Raw genomic sequence first — 15,988 nt, 5'->3', positions numbered from 1 at the left:
CTCGCGGCGCCGAACGCGATGATGCCGACCCACAGGTAGATCAGCAGCACCACCTTGCGGTGCGAATGGCCGATCTGCAGCAGTCGGTGGTGCAGGTGCATCTTGTCCGGACTGAACGGGCTGCGGCCGGCCCGGGTACGCCGCACGATCGCCAGCAGCATGTCCAGCGCCGGGACCGCCATCACCGCGACCACCAGCAGGAACGGCGACAGCAACGCGAACACGTCGCGGGCGCCGTAGGCGTTCTGCGAGATCGGGCCGGCCGCCGTCGTCGAGGCCGCGGCCAGCATCAGCCCGATCAGCATCGACCCGGAGTCGCCCATGAAGATCTTGGCGCGGTGGAAGTTGTGCGGCAGGAAGCCCAGGCAGGCTCCGGCCAGCACCACCGAGATCACCGCCGGCGGGTAGAACAGCACGTCTCCCCCGTGATCGCGCAGCAGGCCGACGGAGAACGCGCAGATCGCCAACGCGGTGATCAGGCCCAATCCGGCGGCCAACCCGTCCAGGCCGTCGACGAAGTTCATCGCGTTGACGATCGACACGGTCAGCGCCAGGGTCAGCAGAATCGATGCGGTCTGATCCAGCACCAGGGTGCCGACCCCGCCGATCGGGATGTAGAGCACGCTCCAGGCCACCCCCATGGTGACCAGCACGCTGGCGGCGGTGATCTGGCCGGCGAACTTGGTCAGCGCGTCCAGGCCCCAGCGGTCGTCGATCAGGCCGATCAGCATGATCACCCCGCCGGCCACCAGCACCGCGGGCATCCCGGTCGAGTAGACGAAGCCGCGGGTCAGCGCCGGCAGCTCGGAGGCCAGGAACACCCGGCGACCACCCCAGGTACATCGCCAGGCCGCCCATCCGGGGCACCGGGGTGACGTGCACGTCGCGGTCCCGCGGGATCGCGACCGCACCGATCCGGATCGCCAGCACCCGCACCGGACCGGTGGCGAAGTAGGTGATCACGGCGGCGGCCAGGCCGACCAGGGCGAGCTCGCGCAGCGCACACCGGCGCCGCGGTCGGCCAGCGCCAACAGCTGCATCGCCGTCGTGCCGTCCGCACCGCCTCCGCTGAACATCGATTGCACCGTACTGCACCGCACCGGGTTTCGGTCCGAGCGGACTCAGCCCAGCAGCGCCTCGGGGTCGGTGCCGAGCACGGCGGCGATCGCGGCGGCGCTGATCGGACCGACCCGCAGGATCCGCGGCGCCGGGCCGCTGAGGTCGACGATGGTCGAGGCCGCCCGGCGGGCGGCCGGGCCGCCGTCGAGGTAGACCGCGACCTGCTCGCCGAGCTGGCGCTGCGCCTCGGCGACCTCCACCGCGGGCGGTTGCCCGGAGATGTTGGCGCTCGGACCGCCATCGGGCCGACCTCACGCAGCAGCTCGATGGCCACCGGGTGCAGCGGCATCCGCAGCATGACGGTGCCGTCGGAGTCACCGAGGTCCCACTGCAGCGAGGGCACCTGGCGCACCACCAGGCTCAGCGCGCCCGGCCAGAACGCCTCGATCAGGTCGCGGGCGGCCGAGGGCACCGGGAACACCAGGCCGTCGATGGTCTGCCAGGACCCCACCAGCACCGGCACCGGCATGTCCCGGCCGCGACCCTTGGCGGCCAGCAGCGCGGCCACCGCCTCGGCGTCGAAGGCGTCGGCCCCGATTCCGTACACGGTGTCGGTGGGCAGCACGACCAGTCCACCGCCCTTGGCGGCGCTGACCGCCGCGGCGATGCCCTGGCGGCGCTGCTCGGGATCACCGCAGTCGAACATCTGCGTCACGCGTCGTCCTCCCGTCGGAATTGTCCGGACCTGACCGCACCGCCGTCACGAACCGCGGCCGACCGGTCAGGTCGGTTCTTCCACGATGTCACCGAAACCCCGGCGCGGCGCAACACCGCCACCGTCGCGTCGGCGGTGGTGTCGTCGTGCTCGATGCCGACGGCCCCGCCGGGACCAGCCAGCGCCCGGCCAGCGCCGCCACCGCGGGGATCACCGACATCCCGTCGGGACCGCCGAACAGCGCGTGGTGCGGGTCGTGGTCGGCCACCTCGGGCTCCAGGCAGCGCCCTCCGGGATGTACGGCGGGTTGCACCAGCAGATCCACCCGGCCGTCAAGCTCGGGCAACAGGCCCGCCGCGGTGACGTCCGCCCGGTGGATCCGGATTCCGGTGCCGGCGGCATTGCACCGGGTGTACTCCAGGGCCTCGGCCGAGTCGTCCACGGCGACGACGGCCGCCCCCGGGTGCCGCTCCGCCAGCGCCAGCGCCAGCGCTCCGCTGCCGGTGCACAGGTCGACGACGACCGGGCTGGGGCCGGCGTGCTCGAGCACGCCGTAGGCCCACTCCAGCAGCGCCTCGGTCTCCGGCCGCGGCACGAACACCCCGGGGCCGACCTGCAGCGTGACCGGCCCGAACGCCGCGGTCCCGGTCAGGTGCTGCAGCGGGACGCGGCGGGCCCGGGCGGCGATCAGCTCGTGGTAGCGGGCGGCGTCGGCGTCGGGCAGTCGATGACCGGACAGTTCCAGCACCGCCAGCCGGCTGCGGTCGACGCCGGCGGCGTGCGCGGCCAGCAGTTCGGCGTCGGCGCGCGGGGAGGCGACGCCGGCCTGCGTCAGCGTCGCGGTGGCCGCCCGGATCACTTCCCGCAGCGTGCCGGCCTGTCCGGACGGCATCAGGCCTGCTGCAGCCGGGCCTGCTTGTCGGCCGCGGCCAGCGCCTCCAGCAGGGCGCCGAGCTCGCCGTCGAGGACCTGATCGAGGTTGTGCGCCTTGAAGTTGATCCGGTGGTCGGCGATCCGGTTCTCCGGGAAGTTGTAGGTCCGGATGCGCTCGCTGCGATCCACCGTGCGGATCTGGCTGGCCCGGTCGGCGGAGGCATCGGCGGAGGCCTGTTCCTCGGCCACCGCCTGCAGCCGGGCCGCCAGCACCTGCAGCGCGCGGGCCTTGTTCTGCAGCTGCGAGCGTTCATTCTGGCAGGTCACGACGATGCCGGTGGGCAGGTGGGTGATCCGCACGGCGGAGTCGGTGGTGTTCACGCCCTGGCCGCCCTTGCCGGAGGACCGGTAGACGTCGATGCGCAGATCGGACTCGTCGATCTGGACCGCCTCGACCTCCTCGGGCTCCGGGTAGACCAGCACCCCGGCGGCCGAGGTGTGCACCCGGCCCTGGGATTCGGTGACCGGCACCCGCTGCACCCGGTGCACGCCGCCCTCGAACTTCAGCCGCGACCAGACGCCGTCGGCGGAGTCGCCTTGCTGGCGATCGCCAGCGTCGCGTCCTTGTAGCCGCCGAGGTCGGAGGTGGTCTCGTCGAGAATGGTGACAGTCCAGCCCTGCCGCTCGGCGAATCGGATGTACATCCGGGCCAGGTCGGCGGCGAACAGCGCGGACTCCTCGCCGCCCTCACCGGACTTGACCTCCAGCACGATGTCGTCGGCGTCGTGCGGGTCACGCGGGGCCAGCATGTCGGTCAGCGCGGTGTCCAGCTCCGCGACGGTCTGCTCCAGCGCGGGAATCTCGTCGGCGAAGGACTCATCCTCGTCGGCCAGCTCGCGGGCGGCCTCCAGGTCGCCGCGGGCGGCCACCAACTGCGGTGGGTGGCCGCGATGGGCGCCAACTGCGCGAATCGGCGGCCGGCCTTGCGGGCCGCGGCCGGGTCGGCGTGCAGCGCGGGGTCGGCCAACCGGCTCTCCAGTTCGGCGTGCTCGGCCAGCAGCGCGTCGATCGCCGGTGCGCTCTGGGTCATCGCCGCCTCCTGGGGGATGTGATGCGGTGGGGCTGCCGGAAATGACACCGGCGCCCGGCCGGTCGCGCGAGGCGACGGCAACGGGCGCCGGGGACACGGCTAGCTGTCGGCTTCGGCGTTCGCCTTGCCGACGTTGCGCCTTCCGTAGCGCTTCTCGAAGCGGGCGACGCGGCCGCCGCTGTCCAGGATCTTCTGCTTGCCGGTGTAGAACGGGTGGCACTGCGAGCAGACCTCCACCACGATGTGACCGCTGTCCTTGGTGCTGCGGGTGGTGAAGCTGTTCCCGCAACCACAGACCACGGTGGTCTCTTTGTACTCGGGGTGAATACCGCTTTTCATGGTGTCCTCTGCAATCGTTGGCCGCCGGGTCGCCCGAACAGACCTGGGTTTATGGGCGTGAACCGGAACCGGAGATGGTCGACGGTCGATTATGCCAGGCCATCCGTCATGCACCCAAAACGCCGGCCGGCTCGCCGCTATTCCGGCCCTGTTCGGCGCGCCGGTACGCCTTGCCGTCGCGGCGCCACAGCACGCCCTCGTCGACGTCGGTGCCGCGGGCGACCAGCTCCCGTTTGAGGATCTTGTTGGTGGCGGTGCTGGGCAGGTCCGCGGCCAGCCAGACGTGCCGCGGCCAGGCCTTCGGGGACAGGTCGGGCTGGGCGGCCAGGAAGGCGGCGAAGTCCTCCGGGGTCAGTTCGGTGCCGTCACGCAGCACGATCGCGGCCATCACCGCGTCGCCGACGAACTCGTCGGGCACCGGGTAGACCGCGACCCGGCTGATCGCCGGCAGCCGCAGCAGGATCCGTTCGATGGGCGCCGCGGTGATGTTCTCGCCGTCGACCCGCATCCAGTCCGCGGTGCGTCCGGCCAGGTAGATCCAGCCGTCGGCGTCGCGGTAGGCCAAGTCCCCGGACCAGTAAATGCCGTCGCGCAGCCGCTCGTCGGTGGCGTCGGGGTCGTTGTGGTAGCCGCGGAACATCCCGCTGCCGCCGGTGTTGACCAGTTCGCCGGTGGCGGCCTCGGCGTTGAGCAGCGCGCCGTCGGCGTCGAACCGGGCAACCTCGCATTCGGTGCGGGTGACCGGGTCGTAGATCGCGACGCCGGGAACCCGCGTCCGACGCTGCCCGGTGGGGTGTCCTCGGAGCGGGTGATGATGATCGCCAGCTCGGTGGAGCCGAAGCCGTCCCAGACGCGGCAGTCGAAGCGGCGGCTGAACTCCTCGATGTCGCGGTCGGCGGCCTCGTTGCCGAACGCCACCCGCAGCGGGTTGTCGCGGTCGTCGGTCGATTCGGGGGGCCAGGATGTAGGCCAGCGGTTTGCCGACGTAGTTCATGTAGGTGGCGCCGTAGCGGCGGATGTCGGGCAGGAATCCCGACGCCGAGAAGCCGCCGGTGCCATGGCGGCGCCGGCGGGCGCCACTCCCACCCGGCGTAGACGGCGTTGGAGTGAAACAGCGGCATCGCCAGGTAGCAGGTGTCCTCGGCGGTGAGGTCGTAGCGAGTGACCAGCGCGCCGGCGGAGAACAGCACGATGGCGTGCGGAACCCGGACGGCCTTGGGGGCGCCGCTGGTGCCCGAGGTGAAGATCATCATGAAGGTGTCGTCGGGCCCGACCTCACGCTGCGGCGTCAGCTCGCGGTGCGGCCAGGAGGCGTCCCCGACGTCGATGACGGTGACGCCGGGCAGCTCCAAATCGGCGAGCAGGTCCCGGTGCGCGTCGTCGACCAGCAGGATCTGGCATTCCACCTTGGCGATGTCGCTGGCCAGCGCCGCACCGCGTCGGGTGTCATTGATGCCGCACAGCACGTAGCCGCCGAGGGCGGCGGCGGCCATCGCGGTCAGCATCTCGGGGGTGTTGCCCAGCAGGGTGCCGACGTGCAGCGACCGGCCCGGTTCGGCGAGCTCGATCAGCGCCGCGGCCTGCGCGGACGCCTCGGCGACGTGCTCGGCCCAGGTTTGACTGCGATCACCGTGTTTGATGGCGACGGAGTCCTGTCCGGCACGTTCGCGAAGCAGCTGCTGCAGCGTTTCGGCCATCGGAACTCCCCAGATCGTGAACAGATTTGCAAAAGTGTCTACCATGTGTCGGGCCACCGGGTAGCCTCGGGTCCCTGACAGAATCGTCGATCATCTGCCTGCCCGGCTGCAAGGAGGCGTCCGGTGGAAACCGCCACACCGACCAAGACCGTGCGTGAGCGGCTGATGGATGCCGCCGAGGCCTGCCTGCGGGACAAGGGCATTCGGGCCACCACGGTGTCCGAGGTGGCCGAGCTGGCCGGTGTCTCGCGCGGTTGGCTCTATCGGCACTACCCGGACAAGGTCGCACTGCTGGGCGCCGCGCTGGTCCGGCTCAACGACGTCTACTGGGGCGAGTCGCACTCCATGCTGGGGGCCGTCGACGGGATCGTCGAGCAGATCGCCTCGGGCATCCAGCTGGGTCGCTCGGCCTACGGCTCCCCCGGCTCGCTGTTGATGCGGCTGCGTCAGGAGGAACCCGAGGAGTTCGCCGCGTGCGCCGGAGCCGGGGTCGCGGGCCTGGTGCCCGACTTGGCCGCGTTCTGGCGGCCCTACCTGGCCGCGGCGGCCGAGCGCGGCGAGGTCGAGGTGGACGACCTCGATGAGGCCAGCGAGTGGGTGGCCCGGGTGGTGCTGAGCGTGACGACGGTCGCCTCGGAGCGGCTCGACCCCGACGACCGGCCCGCGCTGGTGAGCCAGTTGCAGCGCTATCTCGTCCCGGCCCTGCGCTCCGGGACCACGGCATCAACGAAGGAGTGATCATGAGGGCCGCCGTCGTCGACACCTTCGGCACCTCGCCGCGCTACGGCGACGTCGCCGAGCCGGCACCACCGAGCACACCGAGGTCGCGACCGTGCTGGCCGCGGCGGCAAGAACCTCGACCGGCTGCTGGTGTCGGGCTCGCACTACGGCAGCGCCGCGCTGACACCGCCGGCATCGACGGCGTCGTCCAGCTCGCCGACGGGCGGCTGGCCTACACCACCGCCACGCAGCCCTACGGGCTGATGGCCGAACGCACGCTCGTCGACCCGGCGGCCGCAACCGTGCTGCCCGCGGGTCTGGATCCGGTGCTGGCGGCAGCCATCCCGAACGCCGGTCTGTCGTCCTGGTTCGCGCTGGAGTACGCCGCGGCGATCCAGCCCGGTCAGACCGTGGTGATCCTCGGCGCGACCGGCGTCACGGGAGCGACGGCGGTGCAACTGGCCAAGTCGCAGTTCGGTGCGGGGCACGTGGTGGCGCTTGGACGCAACGCGGAGCGGCCGGACTGGCTGCGCACCGCGGGCGCCGACGAGACGATCGTCCTGGACGGGCAGGCCGCCGACCGACTCGCCGCGCTGCATGCCGAACGCCGCATCGACGCCGTCCTGGACTACCTGTGGGGCCCGCCGGCCGAGCAGGTCCTGGGCGTGCTGGGCAACAGCGGTCTGACCGCCAGCTATCACCGCACGCGTTTCGTACAGATCGGTTCGATGGCCGGGCCGAACATCACCCTGCCCGCGGAGATCCTGCGGAGCGCGGGCATCGAGCTCATCGGCACCGGGCTGGGCAGCGTGCCACCGGAGGGCAGCGCCCGGGCCCGCCCGCTGAGCGAGGTCGCCGACGCCTGGGACCGCGGTGAGCCGGCCGGTTCCCGGGTGGTCCTGGTGCCCTGACCGGGGTCAGTCGGCGTCGGCGCCGCCGGGGGCGGTCTTGGACACCTGGACCAGGAACTCGTAGTTGGTCTTGGTCTTGCGCAGCTGGCTCATCAGCAGGTCGATGGCCTGATGCGAATCCAGCCCGGACAGCACCCGGCGCAGCTTGTGCACAATGGCGAACTCGTCGGGGCCGAGCAGCAGCTCGTCCTTGCGGGTGCCCGACGGGTTGACGTCCACGGCCGGGAACACCCGACGCTCGGCGATCTTGCGGTCCAGCTTGAGCTCGGCGTTGCCGGTGCCCTTGAACTCCTCGAAGATCACGGTGTCACCGGTGGAGCCGGTCTCGACCATCGCGGTGGCGATGATGGTCAGCGAGCCGCCGTCCTCGATGTTGCGGGCCGCGCCGAGGAACCGCTTGGGCGGGTACAGCGCGGTGGAATCCACACCACCGGACAGGATGCGGCCCGACGCCGGGGAGGCGTTGTTGTAGGCGCGGCCCAGCCGGGTGATGGAGTCCAGCAGCACCACCACGTCCTTGCCCTGCTCGACCAGGCGCTTGGCCCGCTCGATGGCCAGCTCGGCGGCCTGGGTGTGGTCTGACGGCGGCCGGTCGAAGGTCGAGGCGATGACCTCACCCTTGACCGAACGCTGCATGTCGGTGACCTCTTCGGGTCGCTCGTCGACCAGCACGACCATCAGGTGGCACTCGGGGTTGTTGCGGGTGATCGCGTTGGCGATGTCCTGGATGATCGTGGTCTTACCGGCCTTGGGCGGCGACACGATCAGGGCGCGCTGGCCCTTGCCGATCGGCATGATCAGGTCGATGACCCGGGTGCTGATCTTGTCCGGGGTGGTCTCCAGGCGCAGCCGCTGGTTCGGATACAGCGGCGTCAGCTTGCCGAACTCCGGACGATTGCGGGCCGCCTCGACCGGACCGCCGTTGACCGAGTCGAGCCGGACCAGCGGGTTGAACTTCTGCCGCTGATTCTTGTCGCCTCCGCCGCCCTCGCCCTCGCGGGGTACCCGGACCGCGCCGGTGACGGCATCACCGCGGCGCAGGCCGTTCTTGCGGACCATGTTCATCGAGACGTAGACGTCGTTGGGCCCGGCCAGGTAGCCCGAGGTGCGGACGAACGCGTAGTTGTCCAGCACGTCGAGGATGCCGGCAACCGGCTGCACGACGTCGTCCTCGCGCAGTTCGGTGTCGCCGCCCTCGCCGCCGCCGCGCTCGCGACGCCGACGGTCCCGGAAGCGACGGCCGCGCCGGCCGCCGCGGGCGTCGTCGTCGTCGGCGTTGCCGCCGCCGGAATTGCCGCCGCCGGTGTTGCCGCCGCCGGAGTTGGCGCGCTGCTGGCCACCGTCACCGCGGTCGGACTTCTGGTCCTGGTCACCGCGGGATTCCTGACCACCGCCCTGGCCGGTCGGCGAGCCGGCATCGCGGGACGCCCCGCGGCGCTCGCGCCGGCGCGGCTCGCCGGACTGGCCGCCGCCGTCGCCCTGGTCACCGGACTTGGCGTCCTGCCTGGGCGCCTCACTCTTGGGCGCCTCGCTCTTGGGCGCTTCAGCCTGAGCCGGTTCCACCTTCGGGCCCTCCTCCTTGGGCGCGGCGCTTGGGGCCGGCGCCTCGGACTTGACCGAACCCGCCTTGGCCGCCCCGCCGCCATTGCCGGAACCACCGGCCTGGTGCTCCCGGATCGCGGCGATCAGATCGCCCTTGCGCATCCCGAGGCGCCCTTGACGCCGACCTGGCCGGCCAGCGTGCGCAACTCGGGCAGCAGCATCGAGGACAGCGCACTGCTCAGCTTGCCCGACGAGGCCGGGGCCGGGGCGTCATTGGCCGGGATGAGGTCCGTATCGGTCACGGATTTCCTTTCTTTCCCCCGCCGGAAGCTTTCTCAGTCGGGGGGTTCGGTGCGCTCAGCGAAGACGCTGCGCGCGAAGTGCCACCGTCGGCTCTGCGACGGCGACAGCCGGGATTCGCGGCGTAAGGCGTACGGTCCACTCACGTGTGAATCGTCAACTCACGGGTGAATCACAGAAGAATTGGTGGACGTCCTGGTGTCGGCGCTGGAAGCACCGCGTAAAACCGGGGACGGCACGAGAATAACCCGCAATGTAATCGGAAGCAACAAACACCCCCGGCGGGTCGGATGACGGATCAATCCGCGGCCATTGCGCCCGCGCGCCACACCAATCCCCGGCCGACGTTGATTTCGCCGACGGTGAAGCCGTGCTCGGCGGCAAACCCGATGGCCTCCTCGGGCAGCGACGCATCCTGGCCGAAACCCAAAACGGTGGGCCCGGCTCCGGAGATCACCGCCGCAATGCCACAACGCCGCAGCAGCCGCAGGTATTCCGCCGACGCCGGCATGGCCGGGGCGCGTTGGCCCTGATGCAGCAGGTCCTCGGTGGCCACCATCAGCAGGTCCGGGCGCTCGGTCAGCGCCAGCACCAGCAACGATGCCCGGGCGATGTTGAACCGAGCGTCCAGGTGGCTGACCTGCTCGGGCAGCAGACCCGGGTCTCCGCGGTCGAGGACCGGAACTGCGGGATGGCGACGAACAGTCGGATGTCGGGGTGCAACCGCAAACCGGCGGCCCGATACTGGGCCGCTGCGCCCGGCTCGGACGTCTCGGTCCAGGACACCACCGCCCGCCCATGACCGCCGCGGCGGCATTGTCGGGATGCCCCTCGAATTCGGCGGACAATTGCACCAATTCCGCAATGCCCAGCGGCGCACAATCGACCTGCTCGGCAAGCGCATTGGCGATGCCGAGACCACCGACCACCGCGGCGGCCGAGGAACCCAGCCCACGCGAGTGCGGAATGGTATTGCGACAGTTCACATTAAGGCCGTCGACCCGCAGCCCGTGGGCGGCCAGGCCGCGTTTGATGGCGCGGACGACCAGATGATCCCAGGTTGCCGGAACCTCCCCGGCACCCTCCCCCTCCACGTCGATGCTCAGTCCGGATTCGGTTGTCTGGACCGAGATTTCGTCAGAGATCCCCAGCGCCAGGCCCATGCTGTCGAAGCCGGGGCCGAGGTTGGCACTGGAACCGGAGACGACGGCGTGACCGCTGAGCCCGGCGGGAAGAGTCTGATCGGCCATCACGATGGGCGCTAGCCCAGGCCCAGCTCGGCGACGACGGCCGACGGGTCGACCGGAACGGCCTTGACCTCGGGGATGTCCCGCAGCGCGGTGTCGGGATCCTTGAGCCCGTTGCCGGTGACGGTGCAGACCACCGACGAGCCGCGCGGCACCCAGCCGTCGGCAACGGACTTGAGCAGCCCGGCAATGCTGGCCGCCGACGCCGGCTCGACGAACACTCCCTCGGTGCGGGCGACCAGGCGGTAGGCCTCCAGGATCTCCTCGTCGGTGGCGGCCAGGAACCGGCCGTCGGACTCCTCGCGCGCGGCGACCGCGGAGTTCCACGAGGCCGGCGAGCCGATCCGGATCGCGGTGGCGATGGTCTCCGGGTCACTCACCGGGTGGCCGAGCACCAGCGGCGCCGCGCCGGCGGCCTGGGTGCCGAGCATCCGCGGCAGCGTCTCGGCCAGCCCGTCGCGGTGGTACTCGTTGTAGCCCTTCCAGTAGGCGGTGATGTTGCCGGCGTTGCCGACCGGCAGCGAATGCACATCCGGCGCGCGGCCGAGGGCGTCGACGATCTCGAAGGCGGCGGTCTTCTGCCCCTCGATACGGACCGGGTTCACGCTGTTGACCAGCGAGATGGTCGGATAGTCGGCGGTCAGCTTCCGGGCCAGTTCCAGGCAGTCGTCGAAGTTGCCGTCGATCTGGATGATCTTGGCGCCGTGCATGACGGCCTGGGCCAGCTTGCCCATCGCGATCTTGCCCTGCGGGATCAGCACCGCGCAGGTGATGCCGGCCCGGGCGGCGTAGGCGGCCGCCGACGCCGAGGTGTTGCCGGTGGACGCGCACAGCACGGCCTGCTGGCCCCGCTCGACGGCGTCGGTCACCGCCATCGTCATGCCGCGGTCCTTTGAAGGAGCCGGTCGGGTTGAGCCCCCTCGACCTTCAAATGCACGGTACAACCGGTCATCTCACTGATCCGCTTGGCGTGGATCAGCGGCGTGCCACCCTCCAACAGGGTGACCGCGGTCCAGTTGGCGGCGTCGGGCAACCGGTGCCGGTATGCCTCGATCAGGCCCGGCCACGGCCGGTGCACGGGTGCGTTCATCACTCGGTTCCTTCCATGCGCAGCACGCTGGCCACGCTCGACACCACATCAAGTTCCTTCAGCGCCGTCACCGTTTCCGACAGCGCGGCATCGGTCGCGCGGTGGGTGAGCACCACGATCCGGGCGCCGATCGGCTGACCGTCCTCGTCGACCAGACCCTCCTGGCGGACCTCGGCGATGCTGACCCCGCGGTTGGCGAATTCGGAGGCCACCTTGGACAGCACGCCGGGCTTGTCGTGCACGTACAGACTCAGGTAGTACCGGGTCGGGACCACGCCGATCGGCGCGATCGGCAGTCGGGCGTACTTGGATTCGCGCGGCCCCCGGCCGCCCTGCACCCGGTTGCGGGCGGCCATCACCACGTCGCCCAGCACCGCCGAGGCGGTCGGCGCGCCGCCGGCGCCCTGCCCGTAGAACATCAGCTGACCGGCCGCGGCGGCCTCGACGAACACCGCGTTGAAGGCCCCGTTGACCGACGCCAGCGGGTGCGTCAGCGGCACCAGCGCCGGGTACACCCGCGCCGAAACCTGTTCGCTGCCATCGGCATTGGTGATCCGCTCACAGATCGACAGCAGCTTGATGGTGCAGCCGAGGGCCTTGGCGGAGGCGAAGTCCTCGGCGCTGACGGCGGTGATACCCTCGCGGTAGACGTCGTCGGCCTGCACCCGGGTGTGAAACGCGATGGACGCCAGGATCGCGGCCTTGGCCGCGGCGTCATAGCCCTCGACGTCGGCGGTCGGGTCGGCCTCGGCGTAGCCCAGCGCACCGGCCTCGGCCAGCGCGTCGTCGTAGGAGGCGCCGGTCTCCGACATCGCCGACAGGATGTAGTTGGTGGTGCCGTTGACGATGCCGGCCACCCGCAGCACCCGGTCACCGGCCAGCGACTGGGTCAGCGGCCGGATCACCGGGATCGCGCCGGCCACCGCGGCCTCGAAATACAGGTCCACCCGGGCCTTTTCCGCGGCGGTGGCGAGCTTGCCGGTGGATTGGGCCAGCAGCGCCTTGTTCGCGGTGACCACGGACTTGCCGTGTTCGAGCGCGGCGAGAATTGCCCGGCGGGCCGGTTCCACCGGCCCCATCAGCTCGACGACGATGTCGACGTCGTCGCGGGCGACCAGCGCCTCGACGTCCTCGGTGAGCAACTCGACGGGCACGCCGCGGTCGGCCGCGACCCGCCGCACACCGATGCCGCGCAGCTGCAGCGGCGCACCGATGCGCGCGGCGAGGTCCTCGGCACTGTCCTCCATGATGCGCACCACCTCGGTGCCGACGTTGCCCAATCCCAGCACCGCCACACCCACCGGCTTTTCCGTCTCAGCCACGGTCACCTCACCTCCAGACTCAACAGGTCGTCCAACGTCTCCCGGCGCAGCACCAGCCGGGACTTGCCGTCTTGCACCGCCACCACGGCGGGCCGCCCGAGCAGGTTGTACCGGCTCGACATCGAATAAGCAGTAGGCGCCGGTGGCGGCCACCGCGATCAGGTCATCGGGTTCGACGTCGCCGGGCAGCCAGGCGTCTCGAACGACGATATCGCCGCTTTCGCAGTGCTTTCCGACGATCCGGCAGAGCACCGGGTCGGCGGTACTGCTGCGCGAGACCAACCGGACGTCATACTCGGCGCCGTAGAGCGAGGGCCGGATGTTGTCGCTCATCCCGCCGTCGACGCTGACATAGCGGCGCGCAGCGGTGGCGCTGACGGCGACGTCCTTGACGGTGCCGACCCGGTACAGCGTGACGGTGCCGGGCCCGGCGATGGCGCGGCCGGGCTCGACCACCAGGGTCGGCTCGGGCAGTCCGACGGCCGCCGATTCGCTGCGCACGATCGCGGCCAGCTTGGCGGCGAGGTCCTCGATCGGCGGCGGGTCGTCGCCGGCCAGGTAGGAGATGCCCAGTCCGCCACCGAGATCGACGATGTTCATCTGGGCGGTCTTGTCCACACCGAACTCCGAGACCACCTCACGCAGCAGCCCGATCACCCGATGGGCGGCCACCTCGAAGCCGTCGACCTCGAAGATCTGCGAGCCGATGTGGCTGTGCAGGCCGACCAGCCGCAGGTGCTGGGTTTCGAAGACCCGGCGCACCGCGGCCATCGCCGCGCCGGTGGCCAGCGACAGCCCGAACTTCTGGTCCTCGTGCGCGGTGGAGATGAATTCGTGGGTGTGCGCCTCGACCCCGACGGTGACCCGGATCAGCACGTCGACGACCGCACCGGCCTCCGCGGCGATCCGCTCCAGCCGGTCGATCTCGATCATCGAGTCGATCACCACGTGCCCGACCCGGCGCGCACCGCAGCCGCCAGCTCGTCGACCGATTTGTTGTTGCCGTGCAGGGTGATCCGCTCCGGCGGGAAGCCGGCCGCCAGCGCGACGGCGAGTTCGCCGCCGGTCGCGACGTCCAGCGACAGGCCCTCCTGCTCGACCCAGCGGGCGATCTCCGTGCACAGGAACGCCTTGGCCGCGTAATGCACCCGCTCACCGCCGCCGAAGGCCGCGGCGATCCGCCGGCACCGGGTGCGGAAGTCGCTTTCGTCGATGACGAACAGTGGGGTGCCGTACTCGGCGGCCAGCGCCGAGCAGGGCACCCCGGCCAGCGTCACCTCGCCGTCGTCGCCGCGAACCGCGTTCAGCGGCCACACGTTCGGGGCCAGCCGGGCCACCTCGTCGGCGCCGGCCGGGCGCGCCGGCGCGCCGGGCTGGTGGATCTCCTCGGCGTGCCGGGGGCCGGCGGGGTGTGCGTTCACATCCGCTCCGGGGCGCCGACGCCGAGCATTTCCAGTCCGTTGGCGATCACCCGGCGGGTGGCCGCGCACAGCGCCAGCCGGGCGTTGTTGAGGTCGCCGGCCGGCTCGTCACCCTGCGGCAGCACCCGGCACGAGTCGTAGAACCGGTGGTAGTCACCGGCCAGGTCCTCCAGGTAGCGGCACACCCGGTGCGGCTCGCGCAGCAGCGCGGCGGTCTTGACCACCCGGGGGAACTCACCGAGGTTGCGGATCAGCGCACCCTCCTTCTCGTGGGTGAGCAGGCCCAGTTGCGCGGTGTCCGGGCTCAGCCCCAGCTCGGCGGCGTTGCGGGCCAGCGCGCTGAGCCGGGCGTGCGCATATTGCACGTAGTACACCGGGTTCTCACTGGACGCCGAGGACCACAGCTGCAGGTCGATGTCGATCGGGGTGTCCACCGAGGACCGCAGCAGGGCGTAGCGGGCGGCGTCCACGCCAAGCGCGTCGACCAGGTCGTCGAGGGTGATGACGGTGCCGGCGCGTTTGCTCATCCGGACCGGCGCCCCGTCGCGCACCAGGTTCACCAGCTGCCCGATCATCACCTCGACGGTGTCCGGGCTGTAGCCGAAGGCCTGGGCGGCGGCCTTGAGCCGGGCGATGTAGCCGTGGTGGTCGGCGCCGAGCATGTAGATGCACAGCCCGAAGCCGCGTTCGCGCTTGTCCAGGTAGTAGGCCAGGTCGCCAGCGATGTAGGCGGGTTCACCGTCGCTCTTGATGACGACGCGGTCCTTGTCGTCGCCGTAGTCGGTGGTGCGCAGCCAGGTGGCGCCGTCCTTCTCGTAGATGGCTCCGTTTGCGCGCAGCCGGGCGATGGCCTGATCGACCATGCCGGAGGTGTGCATCGAGTCCTCGTGGGTGAAGACGTCGAAGTCGGTGCCGAACTCGTGCAGCGAGTCCTTGATGTGGGTGAACATCAGGTCCACGCCGATGGAGCGGAACGTCTCCTGCTGCTCGGCCGCGGGCTGGCTCAGCACGTCGGGGGCCAGCTCGATCACCTTCGCGGCGATGTCGGAGATGTAGGCGCCGGCGTAGCCGTCCTCCGGGGCGGGTTCGCCCTTGGCGGCGGCCACCAGCGAGCGGGCGAACCGGTCGATCTGGGCGCCGTGGTCGTTGAAGTAGTACTCCCGGCACACCTGGGCGCCCTGGGCGGTCAGCAGCCGGCCCAGCGCATCCCCGACGGCCGCCCAGCGGGTGCCGCCGATGTGGATCGGTCCGGTGGGGTTGGCCGAGACGAACTCCAGGTTGATGGCCTGCCCGGCCAGTTCGTCGCCGACGCCATAGGCCGCGCCCGCGGCCAGGATGTCGGTGACGATGACGCCCTGGGCGGCGGCGTCGATGCGCAGGTTCACAAAGCCCGGGCCGGCCAGCTCCGCGTCGGCGATGCCCGGGGCGGCGCGCAGCGCCTCGACCAGCCAGCCGGCCAGCTCGCGCGGGTTGACGCCGACCTTCTTGCCCAGCTGAAGGGCGAGGTTGGTGGCGTAATCGCCGTGCTCGGGGTTGCGCGGACGCTCCACGGTCACCGTCTCGGGCAGCGCGCTGACGTCGAGATCATGCTCGGCGAGCACCGCCGCGGCGGTGGACTTCAACAACTCGGCGAGATCGGCGGGGGTCACGAGGGTTCATCCT

5 protein-coding genes and 9 pseudogenes are annotated in these 15,988 nt (G+C 71.0%); 2 read left to right on the top strand and 12 right to left on the bottom strand.

The window, feature by feature from the left end; translation table 11 throughout:
• The 6 genes and pseudogenes from G6N10_RS19990 to fadD1 all read right to left on the bottom strand — a co-directional run.
• Positions 1-1,080: pseudogene (locus G6N10_RS19990) on the bottom strand (glycosyltransferase family 4 protein); the annotation flags it as partial.
• Positions 1,081-1,121: 41 nt separating this feature from the next.
• Positions 1,122-1,774: pseudogene (locus G6N10_RS19985) on the bottom strand (L-threonylcarbamoyladenylate synthase).
• Between the two features lie 88 nt (positions 1,775-1,862).
• Positions 1,863-2,666, bottom strand: coding sequence for a N5-glutamine methyltransferase family protein (locus G6N10_RS19980; protein WP_407664006.1), 804 nt, complete (start codon positions 2,664-2,666; stop codon positions 1,863-1,865).
• A pseudogene (gene prfA / locus G6N10_RS19975) lies at positions 2,666-3,674 on the bottom strand (peptide chain release factor 1). Before prfA ends, G6N10_RS19980 begins: the two are co-directional and overlap by 1 nt.
• Before the next feature lie 162 nt (positions 3,675-3,836).
• Positions 3,837-4,076 carry a 50S ribosomal protein L31 gene (rpmE, locus tag G6N10_RS19970; RefSeq protein ID WP_085098181.1) on the bottom strand — a complete coding sequence of 80 codons (240 nt, stop codon included), beginning with the start codon at positions 4,074-4,076 and terminating at the stop codon, positions 3,837-3,839.
• A gap of 106 nt (positions 4,077-4,182) precedes the next feature.
• Positions 4,183-5,773 (bottom strand): annotated as a pseudogene (gene fadD1, locus G6N10_RS19965) (fatty-acid--CoA ligase FadD1).
• A 123-nt stretch (positions 5,774-5,896) separates the two neighbouring features.
• On the opposite strand from fadD1, the gene G6N10_RS19960 reads away from it, so the two are divergent.
• Positions 5,897-6,511, top strand: coding sequence for a TetR/AcrR family transcriptional regulator (locus G6N10_RS19960; protein ID WP_407663956.1), 615 nt, complete (start codon positions 5,897-5,899; stop codon positions 6,509-6,511).
• Between the two features lie 2 nt (positions 6,512-6,513).
• Positions 6,514-7,404 (top strand): annotated as a pseudogene (locus tag G6N10_RS19955) (quinone oxidoreductase family protein).
• A gap of 6 nt (positions 7,405-7,410) precedes the next feature.
• On the opposite strand, the pseudogene rho reads toward G6N10_RS19955, so the two are convergent.
• The 6 genes and pseudogenes from rho to argS form a co-directional block, all read right to left on the bottom strand.
• Positions 7,411-9,248, bottom strand: a pseudogene (gene rho, locus G6N10_RS19950) (transcription termination factor Rho).
• Between the two features lie 296 nt (positions 9,249-9,544).
• Positions 9,545-10,496 (bottom strand): annotated as a pseudogene (gene thrB, locus G6N10_RS19945) (homoserine kinase).
• Positions 10,497-10,507: 11 nt separating this feature from the next.
• Positions 10,508-11,583, bottom strand: a pseudogene (gene thrC, locus G6N10_RS19940) (threonine synthase).
• Positions 11,583-12,905, bottom strand: coding sequence for a homoserine dehydrogenase (locus G6N10_RS19935; RefSeq protein ID WP_085098267.1), 1,323 nt, complete (start codon positions 12,903-12,905; stop codon positions 11,583-11,585). Before G6N10_RS19935 ends, thrC begins: the two are co-directional and overlap by 1 nt.
• A gap of 2 nt (positions 12,906-12,907) precedes the next feature.
• Positions 12,908-14,326, bottom strand: a pseudogene (lysA, locus tag G6N10_RS19930) (diaminopimelate decarboxylase).
• The gene (gene argS, locus G6N10_RS19925; RefSeq protein ID WP_085098160.1) at positions 14,323-15,975 is read right to left on the bottom strand and encodes an arginine--tRNA ligase; all 1,653 of its coding nucleotides are present in this window, start codon (positions 15,973-15,975) and stop codon (positions 14,323-14,325) included. The pseudogene lysA and the gene argS overlap by 4 nt, the downstream one beginning before the upstream one ends.
• Between the last annotated feature and the right edge of the window lie 13 nt (positions 15,976-15,988).

Origin of the sequence: Mycolicibacterium fallax (genome assembly GCF_010726955.1) — a bacterium.
GTDB classification, from domain to species: Bacteria; Actinomycetota; Actinomycetes; order Mycobacteriales; family Mycobacteriaceae; genus Mycobacterium; species Mycobacterium fallax.
The sequence above is the reverse complement of the archived record's forward strand: the minus strand, read 5'-3'. Positions and strand labels throughout refer to the sequence as shown.